We start from the raw sequence: 17600 nt of genomic DNA, 5'->3' as shown, positions 1-17600 counted from the left end.
CGGTGTGAACGACCGACTCGAACAGGCGAAGAGCCGGTCCCTCGTCGCGTACCAGTGGTTCAAGAGCCTGCGGCCGGTGCGGTCGTGGTACTGGTACGTCGACCGTCGCGGCGCCCTCCTGTGCGGCGGCATCGCCTACACCGCGATCTTCTCGCTCTTCGCGGCGCTGACGATCGGCTTCACGGTGTTCTCACGCACGCTCGCCGACCGGCCCGAGCTCCAGGACGCGGTGTTCGAGCAGATCAACACCTGGCTGCCCGGGCTCGTGGGCGAGGGCTCCAAGTACGTCATCCAGCCGTCGGAGCTGGTGCTGCCCAGCGTGATCACCTGGTACAGCGTGACCGCCACCGTGGTGTTCCTCTGGACGGCGATCGGGTTCATGCGCGCCCTGCGGATCTCGGTGCGCTCGATGTTCGACCAGCCCGTCGTCGGCGTCAGCCCCGTGCTGTCGAAGATCTGGGAGCTGCTCGGCTTCGTCATCCTCGGCGGGATGGTCGTCGCGTCCGCGGCCGCGAGCATCGTCTCGCGGACCGTGAGCCGGCGGGTCGAGGACCTGTTCGGCAGCAACTTCCTCGTCGCCCAGCTCACCGCGATCGGGACGGCCGCCGTGGGGATCCTCCTCGACGCGCTCCTCGTCTACCTCATCGTCCGCGTGGTCGCCCGCGTCCGGCCCCGCAAGCGGCGGGACTTCGTCCTGGGCTGCCTCGCGGCGGGCGTGGTCGCCGGCGGGCTGCGCTGGCTGGGCACGTCCGTGGTGGCCGCGGGCGCGTCGCGCAACGCGCTGCTGGCGGCGTTCGCCGGCCTGGTGACGGTGCTGGTGCTCGTGAACTTCGTGGCCCGGGTGCTGCTGCTGGTGTGCGCCTGGGTGTACGACCCGCCCCGGCTGGACGAGATCGCCTACGCCGAGGCGGAGGTCGCCGCGCGCCGCGACGCCGCGGAGATCGAGCGCGTGGTGCGCCGGGGGCAGGGCTCCGGAAAGCCGTGGAGCCCCGTCGTCCGCGGGGTACGACGGGGCTCCTACGCCCTGCGGATGTCCAGCGTCCGCAGGGTCGGCCAGAGGAACGGGCCGGGGGTCAGAACGCGCGCGTGATCATCGCGCGCTTGACCTCCTGGATCGCCTTGGTGACCTCGATGCCGCGCGGGCAGGCCTCGGTGCAGTTGAAGGTCGTGCGGCAGCGCCACACGCCCTCCTTGTCGTTGAGGATCTCCAGGCGCTGCGTGGCGCCCTCGTCGCGGCTGTCGAAGATGAACCGGTGCGCGTTGACGATCGCGGCCGGGCCGAAGTACTGGCCGTCGGTCCAGAACACGGGGCAGGACGACGTGCACGCGGCGCACAGGATGCACTTGGTGGTGTCGTCGAAGCGCTCGCGGTCCTCGGCAGACTGCAGGCGCTCGCGCGTCGGCTCGTTCCCCGAGGTGATGAGGAACGGCATGATCTCGCGGTAGGAGGCGAAGAACGGCTCCATGTCCACGACGAGGTCCTTGACCACGGGCAGGCCCTTGATGGGCTCGACCGTGATCGGCTTGTCCGGGTTGACGTCCTTGAGGAGCGTCTTGCAGGCGAGCCGGTTGCGGCCGTTGATCCGCATGGCGTCGGAGCCGCAGACCCCGTGCGCGCAGGAGCGGCGGAAGGTCAGCGACCCGTCCTGCTCCCACTTGATCATGTGCAGCGCGTCGAGGACGCGGTCCGTGCCGTGCACCTGGACCGTGAAGTCGTCCCAGGTCGACTCCTCGCCGTGCTCCGACTCGGGGTTGTACCGCCGGATGCGGAGCGTGACCTCGAAGCTGGGGACGGCACCGGCCTTCGGCTCGGTGGCGGGGTTCTCGAGTACAGCAGTCATCAGTACTTCCGCTCCATGGGCTCGTACCGGGTCTGGATGACGGGCTTGGACCCCAGGACGACCTTGTAGTCCCCGAAGTCCTCGACGTGGTCGAAGTAGCCCGGGACGTGGCCGTCGCCGGCGTCGGGAGCCGACGTCGGACGGCGGTACGCCATCGTGTGCAGCATGTAGTTGGCGTCGTCGCGGTCCGGGTAGTCCTCCCGGTAGTGCCCGCCGCGCGACTCCTTGCGGTTGAGGGCGGCGACGACGGTCACCTCGGCGATGTCCAGCAGGAAGCCGAGCTCGATCGCCTCGAGCAGGTCCGTGTTGAACAGCTTGCCCTTGTCCTGGACGGAGACGTTCCGGTACCGCTTCTGCAGCTCCCGGATCTCCGCCAGCGCCTCGTTGAGGGAGTCGCCGGTGCGGAACACCTGGGCGTTCGCGTCCATGGTCTCCTGCAGCGCCTTGCGGACGTCCGCGACGCGCTCGCCGTCGGGGCGGTCGCGCATCTCGGCGAGCTGCGCCTCGACGCGGGCGGTCGGGTTCTCCGGGAGCTCCCGGTGCGGGCCCGCCGTCTTCGCGTACGCGGCGGCGGAGCGGCCGGCGCGCTTGCCGAAGACGTTGATGTCGAGCAGCGAGTTGGTGCCGAGGCGGTTCGAGCCGTGCACGGACACGCACGCGACCTCGCCGGCCGCGTAGAGGCCCTTGACGACGTTGTGGCTGTCGCGCAGCACCTCGCCCTGGATGTTGGTCGGCACGCCGCCCATCGCGTAGTGCGCCGTGGGGTAGACGGGCACGGGCTCGGTGTACGGCTCGATGCCGAGGTACGTGCGGGCGAACTCGGTGATGTCCGGGAGCTTGGCGTCGATGTGCGCGGGCTCCAGGTGCGTCAGGTCGAGCAGCACGTAGTCCTTGTTCGGGCCGGCGCCGCGGCCCTCGCGCACCTCGTTGGCCATCGAGCGGGCGACGATGTCGCGCGGCGCGAGGTCCTTGATGGTGGGGGCGTAGCGCTCCATGAAGCGCTCGCCGTCGGAGTTGCGCAGGATGCCGCCCTCGCCGCGCGCCGCCTCCGACAGGAGGATCCCGAGGCCCGCGAGGCCCGTCGGGTGGAACTGGAAGAACTCCATGTCCTCCAGCGGCAGGCCGCGGCGGTACGCCAGCGCCATGCCGTCGCCCGTGAGGGTGTGCGCGTTCGACGTCGTCTTGAAGATCTTGCCCGCGCCGCCGGTGGCGAAGATGATCGCCTTCGCCTGGAACACGTGGATCTCGCCGCTGGCCAGGTCGTAGGCGACGACGCCGGTCGCGTTGACCTCGGCACCGTCCTCGATCTGCTCGGTGGTGAGGTCGTGGTCCGTGAGCAGGTCCAGCACGTAGAACTCGTTGTAGAACTCGACGTTCTGCTTCACGCAGTTCTGGTACAGCGTCTGCAGGATCATGTGGCCGGTGCGGTCCGCGGCGTAGCAGGCGCGGCGCACGGCCGCCTGGCCGTGCTCGCGGGTGTGCCCGCCGAACCGGCGCTGGTCGATGCGGCCCTCGGGCGTGCGGTTGAACGGCAGGCCCATCTTCTCCAGGTCGAGGACCGAGTCGATGGCCTCCTTCGCGAGGATCTCCGCCGCGTCCTGGTCGACCAGGTAGTCACCGCCCTTGACGGTGTCGAACGTGTGCCACTCCCAGTTGTCCTCCTCGACGTTCGCGAGGGCCGCCGCCATGCCGCCCTGGGCGGCACCGGTGTGGGAGCGGGTGGGGTAGAGCTTCGAGATCACCGCGGTGCGGGCCTCGCCGGAGGCCTCGAGCGCCGCGCGCATGCCGGCGCCGCCTGCGCCGACGATGACGACGTCGTACTGATGTGTCTGCATCGGGGGGTGCCTGTCCTTAGTTCGAGAAGCAGATCGACGGCAGGAGCTCGGCCGGGGCGCCCGGCGGGCAGGGGTTGAACGTGAAGATCACGAGGGTGCCGAGCACGACCACGATCGTGAACGCCAGGTACAGCAGCACCTTGAGCACGCCGCGGGTGGAGTCCTTCTGGGCGTAGTCGTTGATGATGGTCCGCACGCCGTTGGTCCCGTGGATCATCGCGAGCCACAGCATCAGCAGGTCCCAGACCTGCCAGAAGGGGCTGGACCACTTGCCGCCGACGAAGGCGAAGTCGATCGCGTGCACGCCCTCGCCCACCATGAGGTTGACGAAGAGGTGGCCGAAGATCAGCACGACCAGCACGACGCCGGACGCCCGCATGAAGACCCAGCTGTACAGCTCGTAGTTGCCGCGGGTCGTCCTGCGGCGGGCGTAGGGGGACCGCGGGGCCGCGATGGCGGACGGGGTCTGGGTCGAGGCCATCAGTGCCCACCTCCGAAGACGTTCATCAGGTGCCGCGGCAGGAAGCCGGCCATGGTCACGACGAACAGGCCGACGACGACCCAGAGCATCGTCCTCTGGTACTTCGGGCCCTTGGCCCAGAAGTCGACGAGGATCACGCGGATGCCGTTGAACGCGTGGAAGACGATCGCGGCGACGAGGCCGGCCTCCCCGAGTCCCATGATCGGCGTCTGGTACGTCCCGATGACGGCGTTGTAGGCCTCGGGCGACACCCGGACGAGAGCCGTGTCCAGGATGTGCACGAGGAGGAAGAAGAAGATGAGCACGCCGGTCACGCGATGCGCGACCCAGGACCACATGCCTTCACGGCCGCGGTAGAGCGTGCCAGCAGGTGCTGTAGGCACGGGGGGAGCCTCCGTTGGCGGATTCTGTGTGGATTCCGTTCACGGTCACTGTAGTGACATCCGGTCGTCTCACGGCACACGAGGTCCGGCAAACCGGGACGGTCCGGTGCCTTTCGTGACCTATTCCACAGGGTTGACGTCGCCGACGGCCGCGTCGTCAGCACGCTTATGCTGCGGGGATGAGCACTGCGGCGCACCCCTCCCGTTCACCGGTCCCCGGGTTCTACGCCGTGATCCCCGCCGGGGGCGCCGGCACCCGGCTGTGGCCGCTCTCCCGCGCGGGCGCGCCGAAGTTCCTGCACGACCTCACCGGCGCGGGCCGCACGCTGCTGCAGGGCACGGTCGACCGGCTGCGTCCGCTCGCCGGCGGCGGGGTCGTGCTCGTCACCGGTGAGCCGCACGTCGCGGCCGCGCGCGAGCAGCTGCCCGAGCTGGCCGAGGACGCCGTGCTCGCCGAGCCCTCCCCGCGCGACTCGATGGCGGCCATCGGGCTGGCCGCGGCCGTGCTGGAGCGACGGCACGGCGACGTCGTCGTGGGCTCGTTCGCCGCGGACCAGGTGGTGTCCGGCGCGGCGTCGTTCGACGCCGCGGTGCGGGAGGCGGTCGCGGCCGCGCGCGCCGGCTACGTCGCGACCATCGGCATCGCCGCCTCGCGCCCGTCCGTGGCGTTCGGCTACGTGCGCAGCGGCGAGCCGCTCGGCGTCGAGGGCGCGCCGAGCGCCCTGCACGTGCGCGGCTTCACGGAGAAGCCCGACGCCGCGACGGCCCGCGAGTACGTGGCGTCCGGCGAGTACCGCTGGAACGCCGGCATCTTCGTGGCCCGCAGCTCCGTGCTCCTGGGCCACCTCGCGACGCACCGCCCCGCCCTGCACGACGGGCTGCGGGAGATCGCCGCCGCCTGGGACACGCCCGACCGTGCGCCCGTGGTCGCCCGGGTGTGGCCCGGCCTCGAGAAGATCGCGATCGACCACGCCGTCGCGGAGCCCGTCGCGGCCGAGGGCGGCGTCGCCGTCGTGCCCGGCACGTTCGGGTGGGACGACGTCGGCGACTTCAACTCGCTCGCCGCGCTCCTGCCGTCGGACGACGAGGGCGGCTCCAAGGTGCTGGGCGACCCGGCCGACGTCGTGCGGGTCCAGTCGGCCGGCTCGGTCGTCGTGCCCGGCGGCGACCGTGTGGTCGCGCTGCTCGGCATCGACGACGTCGTCGTGGTCGACACCCCGGACGCGCTCCTCGTGACCACCCGCGCCCGCGCGCAGCAGGTCAAGGACATGGTCGACGCGATGCGTACCCACGGCCGCGAGGACGTCCTGTGAGCGCCCGCGAGGCCGGGGCGCGGCTGGACGAGATCGTCACGGCGCTCGAGGACGAGCTGGTGGCGATCCGGCGCGACGTGCACGCGCACCCCGAGCTCGGCCGGCAGGAGGTCCGCACCACGGCGCTCGTGGCCGACCGGCTGCGCGCCGCCGGCCTCGCCCCGAGGCTGCTCGAGGGCACCGGCCTGGTCTGCGACGTCGGCCCCGACCGGTCGCCCGACGGCCTGGGCCGGGTGGCGCTGCGCGCGGACATCGACGCGCTGCCCCTCGACGACTCGTGCGGCCTGCCGTTCCGCTCGGTGGTGCCGGGCGTGGCGCACGCCTGCGGGCACGACGTGCACACCACCGTGGTGCTGGGCGCCGGCCTGGCGCTCGCCGCGCTGCACTCCGAGGGCCTGCTCGAGCGCGGCGTCCGGCTCGTGTTCCAGCCGGCCGAGGAGATCATGCCCGGCGGCGCGCACGACGTCGTCGCCCAGGGCGCGCTCGACGGCGTCGACCGCATCGCGGCGGTGCACTGCGAGCCCAAGCTGGACGTCGGGCAGGTCGGCACCCGCATCGGGCCGATCACCTCGGCCTCCGACAGCGTCACGGTCACCCTGTCGTCCTCGGGCGGGCACACCTCCCGCCCGCACCTCACGGGCGACGTCGTGTACGCCCTGGGTCAGGTCATCACGCAGGTGCCCGCCGTGCTGGGCCGCCGGCTGGACCCGCGCTCGGGCGTGAACCTCACGTGGGGCGCCGTGCACGCGGGCAACGTGCACAACGCGATCCCGGCGACCGGCACGGTCGCCGGCACGCTGCGCTGCCTCGACGTGCGCGCGTGGGAGCGTGCCGGGCAGGTGCTGCACGACGCGGTGGAGCAGGTCGTGGCGCCGTACGAGGTGGACGTGACCGTGCGGCACGCGCGCGGCGTCCCGCCCGTGGACAACGACGCGGCCGTGACGGGCGCGCTCGAGGCGGCGGGGACCGCGGTGCTCGGCCCCGAGGGCGTCGTGCTCACCGAGCAGTCGCTCGGCGGCGAGGACTTCGCCTGGTACCTCACCAAGGTGCCGGGCGCGATGGCGCGCCTCGGCACCGGGACCCCGGGGGAGCGGCGCTACGACATCCACCAGGGCGACCTCGTCGTGGACGAGCGGGCGATCGCCGTCGGTGCCCGATTGCTGGGACGTTTCGCGCTGCAGCCGTGAGACGCCGGAAAGTGACCGGCGTGTTGCGGGAAGCCCCGGTGACCGGGGGCGTCGATACCGCTTCGGTAACGACTCCTGCGGCTTTGTCGCCTGCGGTTCTCGGCGTGGGCACCGATGGCTAGGCTTCGGTCGGTGACGGGCCGGACGACCCTGGCCCGACGAACGATCGACAGGAGCGACTGTGAAGAGAGCGATCCAGCTCACCGCCCTCGCCGGTGTCGCCGCGCTCGCGCTGGCGGCCTGTGCGGAGGCCCCCGAGGAGTCCGGCGGCGGTAGCAGCGCCGCGACCGCGGTGGAGGGCTTCAAGCCGTGCATCGTCTCGGACCAGGGTGGGTTCGACGACAAGAGCTTCAACCAGCTCAGCTTCGAGGGGGCGACCGCGGCGGCGGACGAGTTCGGCGTGAAGCTCACGTCCGTCCAGTCGCAGTCGGAGAGCGACTTCAAGCCGAACGTCGAGTCGCTCGTCGGTCAAAGCTGCAGCCCGATCGTCTCGGTCGGGTTCGCGCTGTCGGCCGCGACGATCGAGTCCGCGAAGGCCAACCCCGAGACCGAGTACATCATCATCGACGACGCGGCGGACGCGGACTTCGACGGCAAGACGGACGCCGAGAACATCAAGCCGCTGCTGTACGACACGGCGCAGGCCGCGTTCCTCGCCGGCTACCTGTCCGCGGGCTACTCGCAGACGGGCAAGGTGGGCACCTTCGGCGGCCAGCCGTACCCGACCGTGACCATCTTCATGGACGGCTTCAAGCAGGGCGTCGACTTCTACAACGAGACCAAGGACGCCGAGGTCGAGGTCGTCGGGTTCTCCGGCGGCGAGGAGGGCTCGTTCACGGGCGGCTTCGAGGCCAACGAGACCGCGAAGACCACGGCGCAGAACATCATCGACCAGGGCGTCGACGTGCTCCTGCCCGTGGGTGGGCCGATCTACCAGTCCGCGATCGCCGCGATCCAGGACTCGGGCAAGGACATCGCGCTCATCGGCGCGGACGCGGACCTCTTCGAGTCCGACCCGTCCACGCAGGACTACGTGCTCACGTCGGTCCTCAAGGCGATGGACCTGTCCACCGAGGAGGCCGTCACGGCCGCGGGCAAGGGCGAGTTCGACGCGACGCCCTACATCGGCACCCTCGAGAACGAAGGCGTGGGCATCGCCCCGCTGCACAACTTCGAGGACAAGGTCGACCCCGCCCTCATGGACGAGGTCAACGCCCTCAAGGAGCAGATCATCGCCGGCGACGTGACGGTCGAGTCGTACCTCTCCGGCCAGGAGTGACCGGCTCCTCGACCTACCGGTGACGCTCGTGCGCGGGCCCGCGGGAACCACCCCCGGGCCCGCGCACGACGTATGCGGGGCGGCGACGACGGCGCCCCGGTGAGAGGCTGACGACGGTGCGTCGACCTGGCCCCGGACGGCCCTCGACTGATCCTCGACGGATGGAAGGCAGAGCATGAGGCTCGAGCTGCGAGGCATCACGAAGCGCTTCGGCGCGCTCGTGGCGAACGACCACATCGACCTGGTGGTGGAACCGGGCGAGATCCACTGCTTGCTGGGCGAGAACGGCGCCGGCAAGTCCACCCTGATGAACGTGCTCTACGGGCTCTACCAGGCCGACGAGGGCCAGATCCTGCTGGACGACGCGGTCCAGGACTTCGACGGGCCCGGCGACGCGATGGCCGCCGGGATCGGCATGGTGCACCAGCACTTCATGCTCGTGCCGGTGTTCTCCGTGGCCGAGAACGTGATGCTCGGTCACGAGTCCACCCGCGCCGGCGGGGTCCTCGACCTGGAGAGCGCCCGCACGAAGGTCCGGGAGATCTCGGCGCGGTTCGGCTTCCAGGTGGACCCGGACGCGCTGGTGGAGGACCTCCCGGTCGGGGTCCAGCAGAGGGTCGAGATCATCAAGGCGCTCTCGCGCGACGCCGACGTGCTGGTGTTCGACGAGCCGACCGCCGTGCTCACCCCGCAGGAGACCGACGAGCTCATGGCGATCATGCGCCAGCTCAGGGACGAGGGGGCGGCGATCGTCTTCATCACCCACAAGCTGCGCGAGGTGCGCGCCGTCGCCGACCGCATCACCGTCGTCCGGCACGGCAAGGTCGTCGGCGAGGCCAGCCCGGGGGCGACCGACGCCGAGCTCGCGTCGCTGATGGTGGGCCGCGCGGTCGAGCTGACGGTCCGCAAGGACGCGCCGCGCACCACCGAGAACGAGCTGGCGGTGACGGGCCTGCGGGTCACCGGTCCCGACGGCCAGGTGCTGGTGGACGACGTGAGCTTCACCGTGCGCGGCGGCGAGGTGCTCGTCGTGGCGGGCGTGCAGGGCAACGGGCAGACCGAGCTGACCGAAGCCCTGGTCGGTCTCCAGGAGCAGGTCACGGGCAGCGTGCGGCTCGACGGCAAGGAGCTGGTGGGGCGCTCGGTGCGCCGGATCCTCGACGCGGGCGTGGGCTTCGTGCCGGAGGACCGCAACGAGGACGGCCTGGTCGGCGAGTTCACCATCGCCGAGAACCTCGTGCTCGACCGCACGGACGGCCCGCCGTTCGTCCGCCGGGGCACCCTGCAGCTCGCGGCGCGCGACGACTTCGCCCGCGAGAAGGTCGCCGAGTTCGACGTGCGCACGCAGGGCATCGAGACCCGCGTGGGTCGCCTCTCCGGCGGCAACCAGCAGAAGGTCGTCCTCGCCCGCGAGCTGTCCCGCGAGCTACGCCTGCTGGTCGCGGCGCAGCCGACGCGCGGGGTCGACGTCGGGTCGATCGAGTTCATCCACAAGCGGATCGTGGAGACGCGTGACACCGGCATCCCCGTGGTCGTGGTCTCGACCGAGCTCGACGAGGCCGTCGCGCTCGCCGACCGCATCATGGTCATGTACCGCGGCCGCGTGGTCGGGATCGTCCCGGCCGCCACGCCCCGTGACGTGCTCGGCCTCATGATGGCCGGCATCGCGCCCGAGGACGCGTCGCCGACCGGGCCCCAGAACGAAGGAGACGCGGCGTGAGCGGCGAGACGCCCCAGGACCGGGGGCAGGACCCGGCACAGGACCAGGGGCTCGACGTCGACCCCGACTCGCGCCTGGGCGAGGCGCTGGAGCAGGTCGACGCGACCGCAGAGCCCGGTCTCGCGGAGGAGCTGGAGCAGGAGGCGGCGCGCGAGCAGGCGGCCGTCGTCGAGGACTCCGGCCAGCGGTGGCGGGACGCGGTCCGCCGCGCGACGTCGGGCGGCTGGGCCGTCGCCCTGGGCGCGATCGTGCTCGCGGTGCTCGCGGGCTCGATCCTCATCGTCGTCACCGACGAGAGCGTGCAGGCCGCGGCACCGTACTTCTTCTCGCGGCCGAGCGACACGCTCAGCGCGATCGGCCAGGCCGTGGGCGGTGCGTACTCCGCGCTGTTCCAGGGCGCGGTCTACAACTTCGGGGCCGACACGTTCGCGCAGGGCATCCGGCCGCTCACGCAGACGCTCACGAACGCCACACCGCTCATCGCGGCGGGCCTCGGCGTCGCCCTCGCCTTCCGGGCCGGGCTGTTCAACATCGGCGGCCAGGGGCAGATGCTGGTGGCCGCGACCGCCGCGGGCTGGATCGGCTTCGGCGTCACCGGGCTGCCGTTCCCGTGGCACATGCTGCTGTGCCTGGTGGCCGGCGTGGCGGCGGGTGCGCTGTGGGCCGGCATCGCGGGCCTGCTCAAGGCGCGCACGGGGGCGCACGAGGTGATCGTCACGATCATGCTCAACTACATCGCGTTCTACCTGCTGTCGTACCTCCTGGCCACCCCCGGCCTGATGCAGGCCCCCGGCTCGGCGAACCCGAAGACCCCGCCGATGCAGGACAGCGCCGTGCTGCCGCCGCTCCTCGGAGACCGCTACAACCTGCACTGGGGCTTCGTCCTGTCGGTCCTGGCCGTCGTCGGCGTGTGGTGGCTCCTCAACCGCTCCAGCACGGGCTTCGCCTTCCGCGCCGTGGGGGAGAACCCCAAGGCGGCACGCGTCGCGGGCATCGACGTCCCCCGGACCACGGTGCTCGTCATGCTGGTCGCCGGTGGCCTGGTGGGGCTCGCGGGCACCCAGCAGGTGCTGGGCACCGTGACGACGGGCTTCAGCGCCGACATCGACGCGGGCATCGGCTTCGACGCCATCACCGTGGCGCTGCTCGGCGGCTCCTCGCCGTGGGGCGTGCTCGGTGCCGGCATCCTGTTCGGCGGCTTCAAGGCCGGCGGCTCCGCGATGCAGGCCGCCCAGGGCATCCCGATCGAGATCGTCCTGGTCGTGCAGTCCCTGATCGTGCTGTTCATCGCCGCACCGCCGCTGGTGCGCGCCATCTTCCGGCTGCCGCAGCCGGAACGCACACCCCGACGACGAGACAGCCGACGGGACCGCCGCCGCGCCGAGGCCGCGCGCGGCACCGAGGAGGGACAGGCATGACCGCCACGACCGTCGACGCCGCGGGGCCCGCGGCCGCGGCGCCCGCGCCGCGCGCCGGCGCCCCGGTGAGCTGGAAGGCCGCGATCGGCCTCGCCGTCGTCCTCGCGCTGTACGCGCTGCTGCTGCTCCTGGCGCCGCACGAGGGTTCCTCGCGCTTCGCGCTCTCGACCAGCACCGACTTCGTGGTGCTGTCCACCCTGGTGCTCCCCGCGATGGGCACGGCCTGGGTGTGCGGCGCCATCGGGCTCGCCGTGCTCGCCTACGCGGTGGTGCGCACCCGGGCCGGGCGGCGCGTCCCCGCGTGGGCGATCGCGATCTTCGCGGCCGCGCTGCTCGTCGGCTTTCTCGCGTGGGCCGCCGCGGGCAGCCCGCGCGACCTCTCCGTGGTCGGCCTCCTGGGCGGCGCGGTGGGCCTGTCCGTCCCGCTCGTGTACGGCGCGCTCGGCGGCGTCATCGGCGAGCGCGCCGGCGTCGTGAACATCGCCATCGAGGGCCAGCTGCTGGCCGGCGCCTTCGTCGCGGCGATCGTCGGGTCGCTCACGAACAGCCCGTGGGCGGGGCTCGTCGCGGCGGTGGTCGCCAGCGCCCTGGTCGCCCTCGTGCTGGGGCTCTTCACGATCACCTACCGGGTGAACCAGGTGATCGTCGGCGTCGTGCTCAACGTGCTGGTGATCGGGCTGACGAGCTTCTTCTACTCCGAGCTGCTCGTGCCCAACGCGGAGACGCTCAACTCGACCGTGCGGTTCCCCCGCCTGCCGATCCCGGGGCTGGAGAGCATCCCGGTGATCGGGCCGGTGCTGTTCAACCAGACCATCGTCGTCTACCTCATGTACGTGGCGGTGCCGGCGGTCTGGTACGCCCTGTTCCGCACGAAGTGGGGCCTGCGGGTGCGCGCGGTGGGCGAGCACCCCAAGGCGGCCGACACGGTGGGCATCGACGTGCTCCGCGCGCGGTACCGGGCCGTGCTGATCGGCGGTGCCGTGGTGGGCTTCGGCGGCGCGTTCTACACCGTGGTGTCGATCAACCAGTTCGGGCGCGAGATGACGGCAGGCGCCGGCTTCATCGCCCTCGCCGCCGTGATCTTCGGCAAGTGGGACCCGCTGCGGGCGGCCCTTGCGGGCCTGCTGTTCGGCTTCGCGACGAACCTGCAGAACGTGCTGTCCGTCGTGGGGTCGCCCGTCCCGAGCCAGTTCATGCTGATGCTCCCGTACGTGGTGACGCTGCTGGCCGTGGCCGGGCTCGTCGGCAAGTCCCGCGCGCCCGCCGCGTCGGGGACGCCCTACACCAAGGAGTAGCGATGACCAGCACTGGTCCGACCGTCGACTGGGAGGCGCTGCGCGCCGCGGCGCGGGACGTCGTCGGGCGGGCCTACGCGCCGTACTCCGGCTTCCCGGTCGGTGCGGCCGCGCTCGTGGACGACGGACGCGTCGTGGTGGGCTGCAACGTGGAGAACGCCGCCTACGGGGTGACGCTCTGCGCGGAGTGCTCCCTCGTGTCCGCCCTGGTCACGGGCGGCGGCGGCCGCCTCGTCGCGTTCACCTGCGTGGACGGCGCGGGGCGGACCCTCATGCCGTGCGGGCGGTGCCGGCAGCTCCTGTGGGAGCACGGCGGCCCCGACCTGCTGGTGGAGTCCGTGCGGGGCGTCGTGCCCATGACCGAGGTGCTGCCCGACGCGTTCGGCGCACCGGACCTGGATCGTGACCGCGAGGGGAGCGAGGCATGACCGTGCCGGGCAGCGAGCCGTTCGACGCCGTCGACGTCATCCGGACCAAGCGCGACGGGCGGCCGCTCGAGGCGGCGCAGATCGACTGGGTGGTGGACGCCTACACACGCGGCGCCGTCGCCGAGGAGCAGATGTCGGCCCTCGCGATGGCGATCCTGCTGCGGGGGATGACGCGCCCGGAGGTCGCGCGCTGGACAGGGGCGATGATCGCGTCCGGCGAGCGGATGGACTTCTCGGGCCTGTCGCGGCCCACCGCGGACAAGCACTCGACCGGCGGCGTGGGGGACAAGATCACGCTGCCGCTCGCGCCGCTCGTCGCGGCCTTCGGGGTGGCCGTGCCGCAGCTCTCGGGCCGCGGCCTCGGGCACACGGGCGGCACGCTCGACAAGCTCGAGGCGATCCCGGGCTGGCGGGCGGCGCTGAGCAACGCGGAGCTGATGGACCAGCTCGAGGACGTCGGCGCGGTGGTCTGCGCCGCCGGGGCGGGGCTGGCCCCCGCGGACAAGAAGCTGTACGCGCTGCGGGACGTGACGGGCACGGTCGAGTCCGTGCCGCTCATCGCGAGCTCGATCATGAGCAAGAAGATCGCGGAGGGCACCGGGGCGTTGGTCCTCGACGTCAAGGTGGGCTCCGGCGCGTTCATGAAGGACCTGGACTCCGCGCGGGAGCTCGCCCGCACCATGGTCGACCTCGGCACCGACGCGGGCGTGCGCACGGTCGCGCTGCTCACCGACATGGCCGTGCCGCTCGGCCGCACCGCGGGCAACGCGCTGGAGGTGCGCGAGTCGGTCGAGGTGCTCGACGGCGGCGGCCCGTCCGACGTCGTCGACCTCACCGTGGCGCTGGCCGTGGAGATGCTGGCCGGCGCGGGGCGGGCCGTCCCCGAGGCCGAGGTGCGCGCGGCGCTGGCCGACGGCCGCGCCAAGGACGTCTGGCGCCGGATGATCGCGGCGCAGGGCGGCGACCCGGACGCGGCGCTGCCGCGCGCCCGCGAGCGGCAGGACGTGCTCGCGGACCGGTCCGGCGTCCTCACCCGGCTCGACGCGTACGCCGTGGGCATCGCGGCGTGGCGCCTGGGCGCGGGACGCTCGCGCCGGGAGGACCCGGTGCAGGCCGGGGCGGGCGTCGAGCTGCACGCGAAGCCGGGGGACGAGGTCGCCGCTGGCCAGCCGCTGCTCACGCTGCACACCGACACCCCGGAGCGGTTCGACCGCGCCAGGGCGGCGCTCGAGGGGCAGTGGGCGGTCGACGACGCGGCGAGCGGCGACGCGGCCCGACCGCTCCTGCTCGACCGGATCGGCTGACCGGGCCGGGCGGTCGGGAGGTCCTGGCGATGGTGGCGCGGGCGCTGCGCGCGACGGACGTCCTCGCGCTCCTGGGCGCGTTCGCGGGGCCGGCGCCGGAGCCTCCGCCCGCCGGACGGTTCGCCCGCCCGGAGGTGCCCGAGGACCTCGTCCCGGCGCTCGCCGCGCTCGCCCCGGCGGTGCGGGCACGGGTGCTCGACCCGCTCGGCCGACTCGGTCCGCAGCCCGCCCCGGGGCGCCCGCGCACGCTGACGCTCCCCGCGGCGGACGGCGTGGTCGCCACGGCCCGGCAGGTCGACGAGCGCACCTGCGGCGCGGCGGTGCTGGCCCTGCTCGCGCTCGCGGGCGACCCGCGCCGGGCGCTCGAGCTGAGCCGCCGGCCGCCGGGCGCCGCCGAGATCTTCGCCGGGTCCCAGCGGACGCTGCACGCCCGCGCCACGCGAGGGCCGGGCGGCCTGCCGGCCTGGCCCGTCGCGCTCGGCACGCCGCCGTGGGGAGCGGCCCGCGCCGCCCGGTACGGGCCGGTCCGCTACACCCATCGCGTGGTCGGCGGGCGCTCGGGCGGGCGCGTGCTCGCCGCCGCGGTGGAGGCTGCGGCCGCGGGCGTGCCCGTCCCGCTGTACTCGGGCGGCGACCTCGCCGGAGGCGTGTCGACCGCGGTGCCCCGGCACGTCGTCCTCCTCACGACCGTGCGGGGCGGCGTCGCGACCGTCTACGAGCCGTCGGCCGGCCGGCTGCACGGGGTGCCGGTCGCGCGGCTCGTCGCCGCCGGCGCCCGGGAGCGCGGGAACGACCCGCTGGTCGCCGCCGCGCTGGGGGGCTGGCCGCACGTGGTGTGGGCGCTGCTGCCGCGGGACGCGCGGGGCTGAGGTCCGGCCGCCGCCGAGCCGTCAGACGCACGGCCTGCTGACAGGTCCCCCGGCTCCTCTGGCGCGCCACGGGGCCGGGGTCCACGATGGGAGCGCACCGCCGTCGAGCGAAGGGACAAGTCCCATGAGCACCGCCCCGGACGACGCCTGGCGGGACGCCGGGCTCGAGAATCCCGACGACACCACGAGCCTGGTCGAGGACGCCCTGACGGACGACGCGGAGGCGGGCGACGCCGCGGAGGCCGGTGGCCGCGTGGAGGAGTACAAGCCGCGCCACGCTCGGCCCGACCTGGACGGCGAGGCCGCGGAGGCCGACGTCGTCGAGCAGAGCCAGGAGGTCCCCGGGCTCGACGATCCTGAGGCCTCCGGCGACGCCTGATCGCCGGTAGGTTGGCCCCATGACGCAAGCCCTCGTCGACCTGATCCCCGCCCTGCCCAAGGTGCTCCTGCACGACCATCTCGACGGGGGCCTGCGACCGCAGACCGTCCTCGAGCTCGCCGCCGAGGTGGGCCACGAGCTCCCGGCGTCGGACGCCGAGTCGCTCGGCACCTGGTTCGTCGAGTCCGCCGACTCGGGGTCGCTGGTGCGGTACCTGGAGACGTTCGACCACACCATTGCCGTCATGCAGACGGCCGACGCCCTGGCCCGCGTGGCGCGCGAGGCCGTGCTGGACCTGGCTGCGGACGGCGTCGTGTACGCCGAGCAGCGCTGGGCGCCGGAACAGCACCTGGCCCGTGGGCTGACGCTGCCGGAGACCGTCGAGGCCGTGCAGGCGGGCATCGACGAGGGCATCCGCGAGGCGGCGTCGCGCGGCCAGATCATCCGCGTCGGGCAGCTGGTCACCGCGATGCGGCACACCGACCGCTGGCAGGAGATCGCCGAGCTCGCCGTCGCCCACCGCGACCGCGGCGTGGTCGGTTTCGACATCGCCGGCCCGGAGGACGGGTTCCCGCCCTCGCGGCACGTGGAGATCTGGCGCTACCTGGCCGAGCAGGACTTCCCGACGACGATCCACGCGGGGGAGGCGGCCGGGCCGGCCTCGATCGCCGAGGCCGTGCACCTCGGCCAGGCCGACCGGATCGGCCACGGCGTGCGGATCGTCGAGGACATCACGTTCCACGAGGGCTTCGACGACGACGGCGAGCGGCGCGCCGAGCTGGGGCGCCTCGCGCACTGGGTGCGCGACCACCAGATCGCGCTCGAGGTGGCGCCCGTGTCGAACCTGCAGACGGGCGCCACGTCGGCGACGTCGGTGGGCGACCACCCGATCACACGCCTCAAGGAGCTGGACTTCGCGGTCACGCTCAACACGGACAACCGCCTCATGTCCCGCACGTCCATGACGAACGAGATGACGCGGCTCGTCACCGAGGCCGGCTGGACCATCGACGACCTGGCCGACGTCACCCTGACCGCCGCGTGGAGCGCGTTCATGCACCACGACGAGCGCCGCGCGCTGGTCGACGACGTCATCCTGCCGGGGTACCAGCAGGTCGAGGGAGCGCAGCGATGAACGACGCCGCCCGGTCCGGCAAGGCCGACGTGCCCGCCGACGCCCTCGCGCTCGCGCGGTTCGTCGATCACACGCTGCTCAAGCCGGAGGCCACGACCGCCGACGTCACGGCCCTGGTGGAGGAGGGCGTCCGCCTGGGCGTGTTCTCCGTCTGCATCTCGCCGACGTTCGTCGCGCACGCCGCGCGCGTCGCGGCCGGCCGGATCGCGGTGGCGACCGTGTGCGGCTTCCCGTCGGGCAAGCACGTCAGCGCGGTGAAGGCGGCCGAGGCGGCCCGCGCCGTCGCCGACGGCGCCGACGAGGTCGACATGGTGATCGACGTCGGCGCGGCCAAGGAGGGCGCGTTCGACGCGGTCCGGGCGGACATCGCCGCGGTCCGCGCGGCCGTGCCCGCCGAGCACCTGCTCAAGGTCATCATCGAGGCGGCCGCGCTCACGGACGACGAGATCGTCGCCGTCTGCCAGGCCGCGCAGGACGCCGGCGCCGACTTCGTGAAGACCTCGACGGGCTTCCATCCGGCCGGGGGCGCGTCCGTGCACGCGGTGGAGCTCATGGCGCAGACGGTCGGGGGCGCGCTGGGGGTCAAGGCCTCGGGCGGGGTCCGGACGCTGGACGACGCGCTCGCCATGATCCGCGCCGGCGCCACGCGGCTGGGTCTGTCCGGGACCGCGGGCGTGCTCGCAGGGTTCTCCGGGCAGGCCGCGCCCGCCGGCGACAGCGGCTACTGAGGGCC

General features: G+C 73.0%; 17 protein-coding genes. 13 read left to right on the top strand and 4 right to left on the bottom strand.

The window, feature by feature from the left end; all coding sequences use genetic code 11:
• Window positions 1–4: 4 nt before the first annotated feature.
• Window positions 5–1090, top strand: a complete 1086-nt coding sequence (locus ACQP6G_RS02100; protein WP_429762509.1) for a YihY/virulence factor BrkB family protein — start codon at window positions 5–7, stop codon at window positions 1088–1090.
• Here the strand turns inward: ACQP6G_RS02100 and ACQP6G_RS02095 are convergent.
• The 4 genes from ACQP6G_RS02095 to sdhC are packed head-to-tail and all read right to left on the bottom strand — an operon-like array spanning window position 1074 to window position 4540.
• Window positions 1074–1841, bottom strand: coding sequence for a succinate dehydrogenase iron-sulfur subunit (locus tag ACQP6G_RS02095; RefSeq protein ID WP_429762508.1), 768 nt, complete (start codon window positions 1839–1841; stop codon window positions 1074–1076). The two genes, ACQP6G_RS02100 and ACQP6G_RS02095, sit on opposite strands and share 17 nt — an antisense overlap.
• On the bottom strand, window positions 1841–3676 hold the full coding sequence (gene sdhA, locus ACQP6G_RS02090) for a succinate dehydrogenase flavoprotein subunit (protein WP_429762507.1): 1836 nt from the start codon (window positions 3674–3676) through the stop codon (window positions 1841–1843). The genes ACQP6G_RS02095 and sdhA overlap by 1 nt, the downstream gene beginning before the upstream one ends.
• A 16-nt stretch (window positions 3677–3692) precedes the next feature.
• On the bottom strand, window positions 3693–4157 hold the full coding sequence (locus ACQP6G_RS02085) for a succinate dehydrogenase hydrophobic membrane anchor subunit (RefSeq protein ID WP_429762506.1): 465 nt from the start codon (window positions 4155–4157) through the stop codon (window positions 3693–3695).
• Complete coding sequence (gene sdhC, locus ACQP6G_RS02080) at window positions 4157–4540, bottom strand: succinate dehydrogenase, cytochrome b556 subunit (protein WP_429762505.1); 384 nt, start codon at window positions 4538–4540, stop codon at window positions 4157–4159. The genes ACQP6G_RS02085 and sdhC overlap by 1 nt, the downstream gene beginning before the upstream one ends.
• A gap of 179 nt (window positions 4541–4719) precedes the next feature.
• Here sdhC and ACQP6G_RS02075 point away from each other — a divergent pair, with 179 nt between their 5' ends.
• The 12 genes from ACQP6G_RS02075 to deoC all read left to right on the top strand — a co-directional run bounded on the left by ACQP6G_RS02075 (window position 4720) and on the right by deoC (window position 17595).
• The gene (locus ACQP6G_RS02075; RefSeq protein WP_429762504.1) at window positions 4720–5853 is read left to right on the top strand and encodes a mannose-1-phosphate guanylyltransferase; all 1134 of its coding nucleotides are present in this window, start codon (window positions 4720–4722) and stop codon (window positions 5851–5853) included.
• A complete protein-coding gene (locus ACQP6G_RS02070) occupies window positions 5850–7040 on the top strand; it encodes an amidohydrolase (protein ID WP_429762503.1) in 1191 nt (396 codons plus the stop codon). Before ACQP6G_RS02075 ends, ACQP6G_RS02070 begins: the two co-directional genes overlap by 4 nt.
• Before the next feature lie 181 nt (window positions 7041–7221).
• Window positions 7222–8319: a BMP family lipoprotein gene (locus ACQP6G_RS02065; protein WP_429762502.1), complete on the top strand. Its 1098-nt coding sequence runs from the start codon at window positions 7222–7224 to the stop codon at window positions 8317–8319.
• Window positions 8320–8494: 175 nt separating this feature from the next.
• Window positions 8495–10039: an ABC transporter ATP-binding protein gene (locus tag ACQP6G_RS02060; RefSeq protein WP_429762501.1), complete on the top strand. Its 1545-nt coding sequence runs from the start codon at window positions 8495–8497 to the stop codon at window positions 10037–10039.
• Window positions 10036–11457: an ABC transporter permease gene (locus ACQP6G_RS02055; protein ID WP_429762500.1), complete on the top strand. Its 1422-nt coding sequence runs from the start codon at window positions 10036–10038 to the stop codon at window positions 11455–11457. Before ACQP6G_RS02060 ends, ACQP6G_RS02055 begins: the two co-directional genes overlap by 4 nt.
• The gene (locus ACQP6G_RS02050; RefSeq protein ID WP_429762499.1) at window positions 11454–12752 is read left to right on the top strand and encodes an ABC transporter permease; all 1299 of its coding nucleotides are present in this window, start codon (window positions 11454–11456) and stop codon (window positions 12750–12752) included. The genes ACQP6G_RS02055 and ACQP6G_RS02050 overlap by 4 nt, the downstream gene beginning before the upstream one ends.
• Window positions 12753–12754: 2 nt before the next feature.
• Complete coding sequence (locus ACQP6G_RS02045; protein ID WP_429762498.1) at window positions 12755–13180, top strand: cytidine deaminase; 426 nt, start codon at window positions 12755–12757, stop codon at window positions 13178–13180.
• On the top strand, window positions 13177–14484 hold the full coding sequence (locus ACQP6G_RS02040; protein ID WP_429762497.1) for a thymidine phosphorylase: 1308 nt from the start codon (window positions 13177–13179) through the stop codon (window positions 14482–14484). The genes ACQP6G_RS02045 and ACQP6G_RS02040 overlap by 4 nt, the downstream gene beginning before the upstream one ends.
• Before the next feature lie 29 nt (window positions 14485–14513).
• A complete protein-coding gene (locus tag ACQP6G_RS02035; protein WP_429762496.1) occupies window positions 14514–15353 on the top strand; it encodes a hypothetical protein in 840 nt (279 codons plus the stop codon).
• 124 nt (window positions 15354–15477) lie between these two features.
• On the top strand, window positions 15478–15732 hold the full coding sequence (locus tag ACQP6G_RS02030; RefSeq protein WP_429762495.1) for a hypothetical protein: 255 nt from the start codon (window positions 15478–15480) through the stop codon (window positions 15730–15732).
• Window positions 15733–15751: 19 nt separating this feature from the next.
• Entirely contained in the window at window positions 15752–16867 is a 1116-nt protein-coding gene (locus ACQP6G_RS02025; protein WP_429762494.1) for an adenosine deaminase, read from the top strand.
• On the top strand, window positions 16864–17595 hold the full coding sequence (gene deoC / locus ACQP6G_RS02020) for a deoxyribose-phosphate aldolase (RefSeq protein ID WP_429762493.1): 732 nt from the start codon (window positions 16864–16866) through the stop codon (window positions 17593–17595). The genes ACQP6G_RS02025 and deoC overlap by 4 nt, the downstream gene beginning before the upstream one ends.
• Window positions 17596–17600 lie beyond the last annotated feature (5 nt).

Source organism: Isoptericola nanjingensis (assembly GCF_050311635.1).
GTDB classification, from domain to species: Bacteria; Actinomycetota; Actinomycetes; order Actinomycetales; family Cellulomonadaceae; genus Isoptericola; species Isoptericola nanjingensis.
Note: the sequence above shows the minus strand (reverse complement) of the source record. Positions and strands in the feature narration are given on the sequence as shown.

Coding starts and splice junctions, on each gene's coding strand:
- ACQP6G_RS02095 (WP_429762508.1), bottom strand. CDS start 1,841: ATGACTGCTGTACTCGAGAACCCCGCCACCGAGCCGAAGGCCGGTGCC.
- sdhA (WP_429762507.1), bottom strand. CDS start 3,676: ATGCAGACACATCAGTACGACGTCGTCATCGTCGGCGCAGGCGGCGCC.
- ACQP6G_RS02085 (WP_429762506.1), bottom strand. CDS start 4,157: ATGGCCTCGACCCAGACCCCGTCCGCCATCGCGGCCCCGCGGTCCCCC.
- ACQP6G_RS02075 (WP_429762504.1), top strand. CDS start 4,720: ATGAGCACTGCGGCGCACCCCTCCCGTTCACCGGTCCCCGGGTTCTAC.
- ACQP6G_RS02060 (WP_429762501.1), top strand. CDS start 8,495: ATGAGGCTCGAGCTGCGAGGCATCACGAAGCGCTTCGGCGCGCTCGTG.
- ACQP6G_RS02050 (WP_429762499.1), top strand. CDS start 11,454: ATGACCGCCACGACCGTCGACGCCGCGGGGCCCGCGGCCGCGGCGCCC.
- ACQP6G_RS02045 (WP_429762498.1), top strand. CDS start 12,755: ATGACCAGCACTGGTCCGACCGTCGACTGGGAGGCGCTGCGCGCCGCG.
- ACQP6G_RS02040 (WP_429762497.1), top strand. CDS start 13,177: ATGACCGTGCCGGGCAGCGAGCCGTTCGACGCCGTCGACGTCATCCGG.
- ACQP6G_RS02035 (WP_429762496.1), top strand. CDS start 14,514: ATGGTGGCGCGGGCGCTGCGCGCGACGGACGTCCTCGCGCTCCTGGGC.
- ACQP6G_RS02030 (WP_429762495.1), top strand. CDS start 15,478: ATGAGCACCGCCCCGGACGACGCCTGGCGGGACGCCGGGCTCGAGAAT.
- ACQP6G_RS02025 (WP_429762494.1), top strand. CDS start 15,752: ATGACGCAAGCCCTCGTCGACCTGATCCCCGCCCTGCCCAAGGTGCTC.
- deoC (WP_429762493.1), top strand. CDS start 16,864: ATGAACGACGCCGCCCGGTCCGGCAAGGCCGACGTGCCCGCCGACGCC.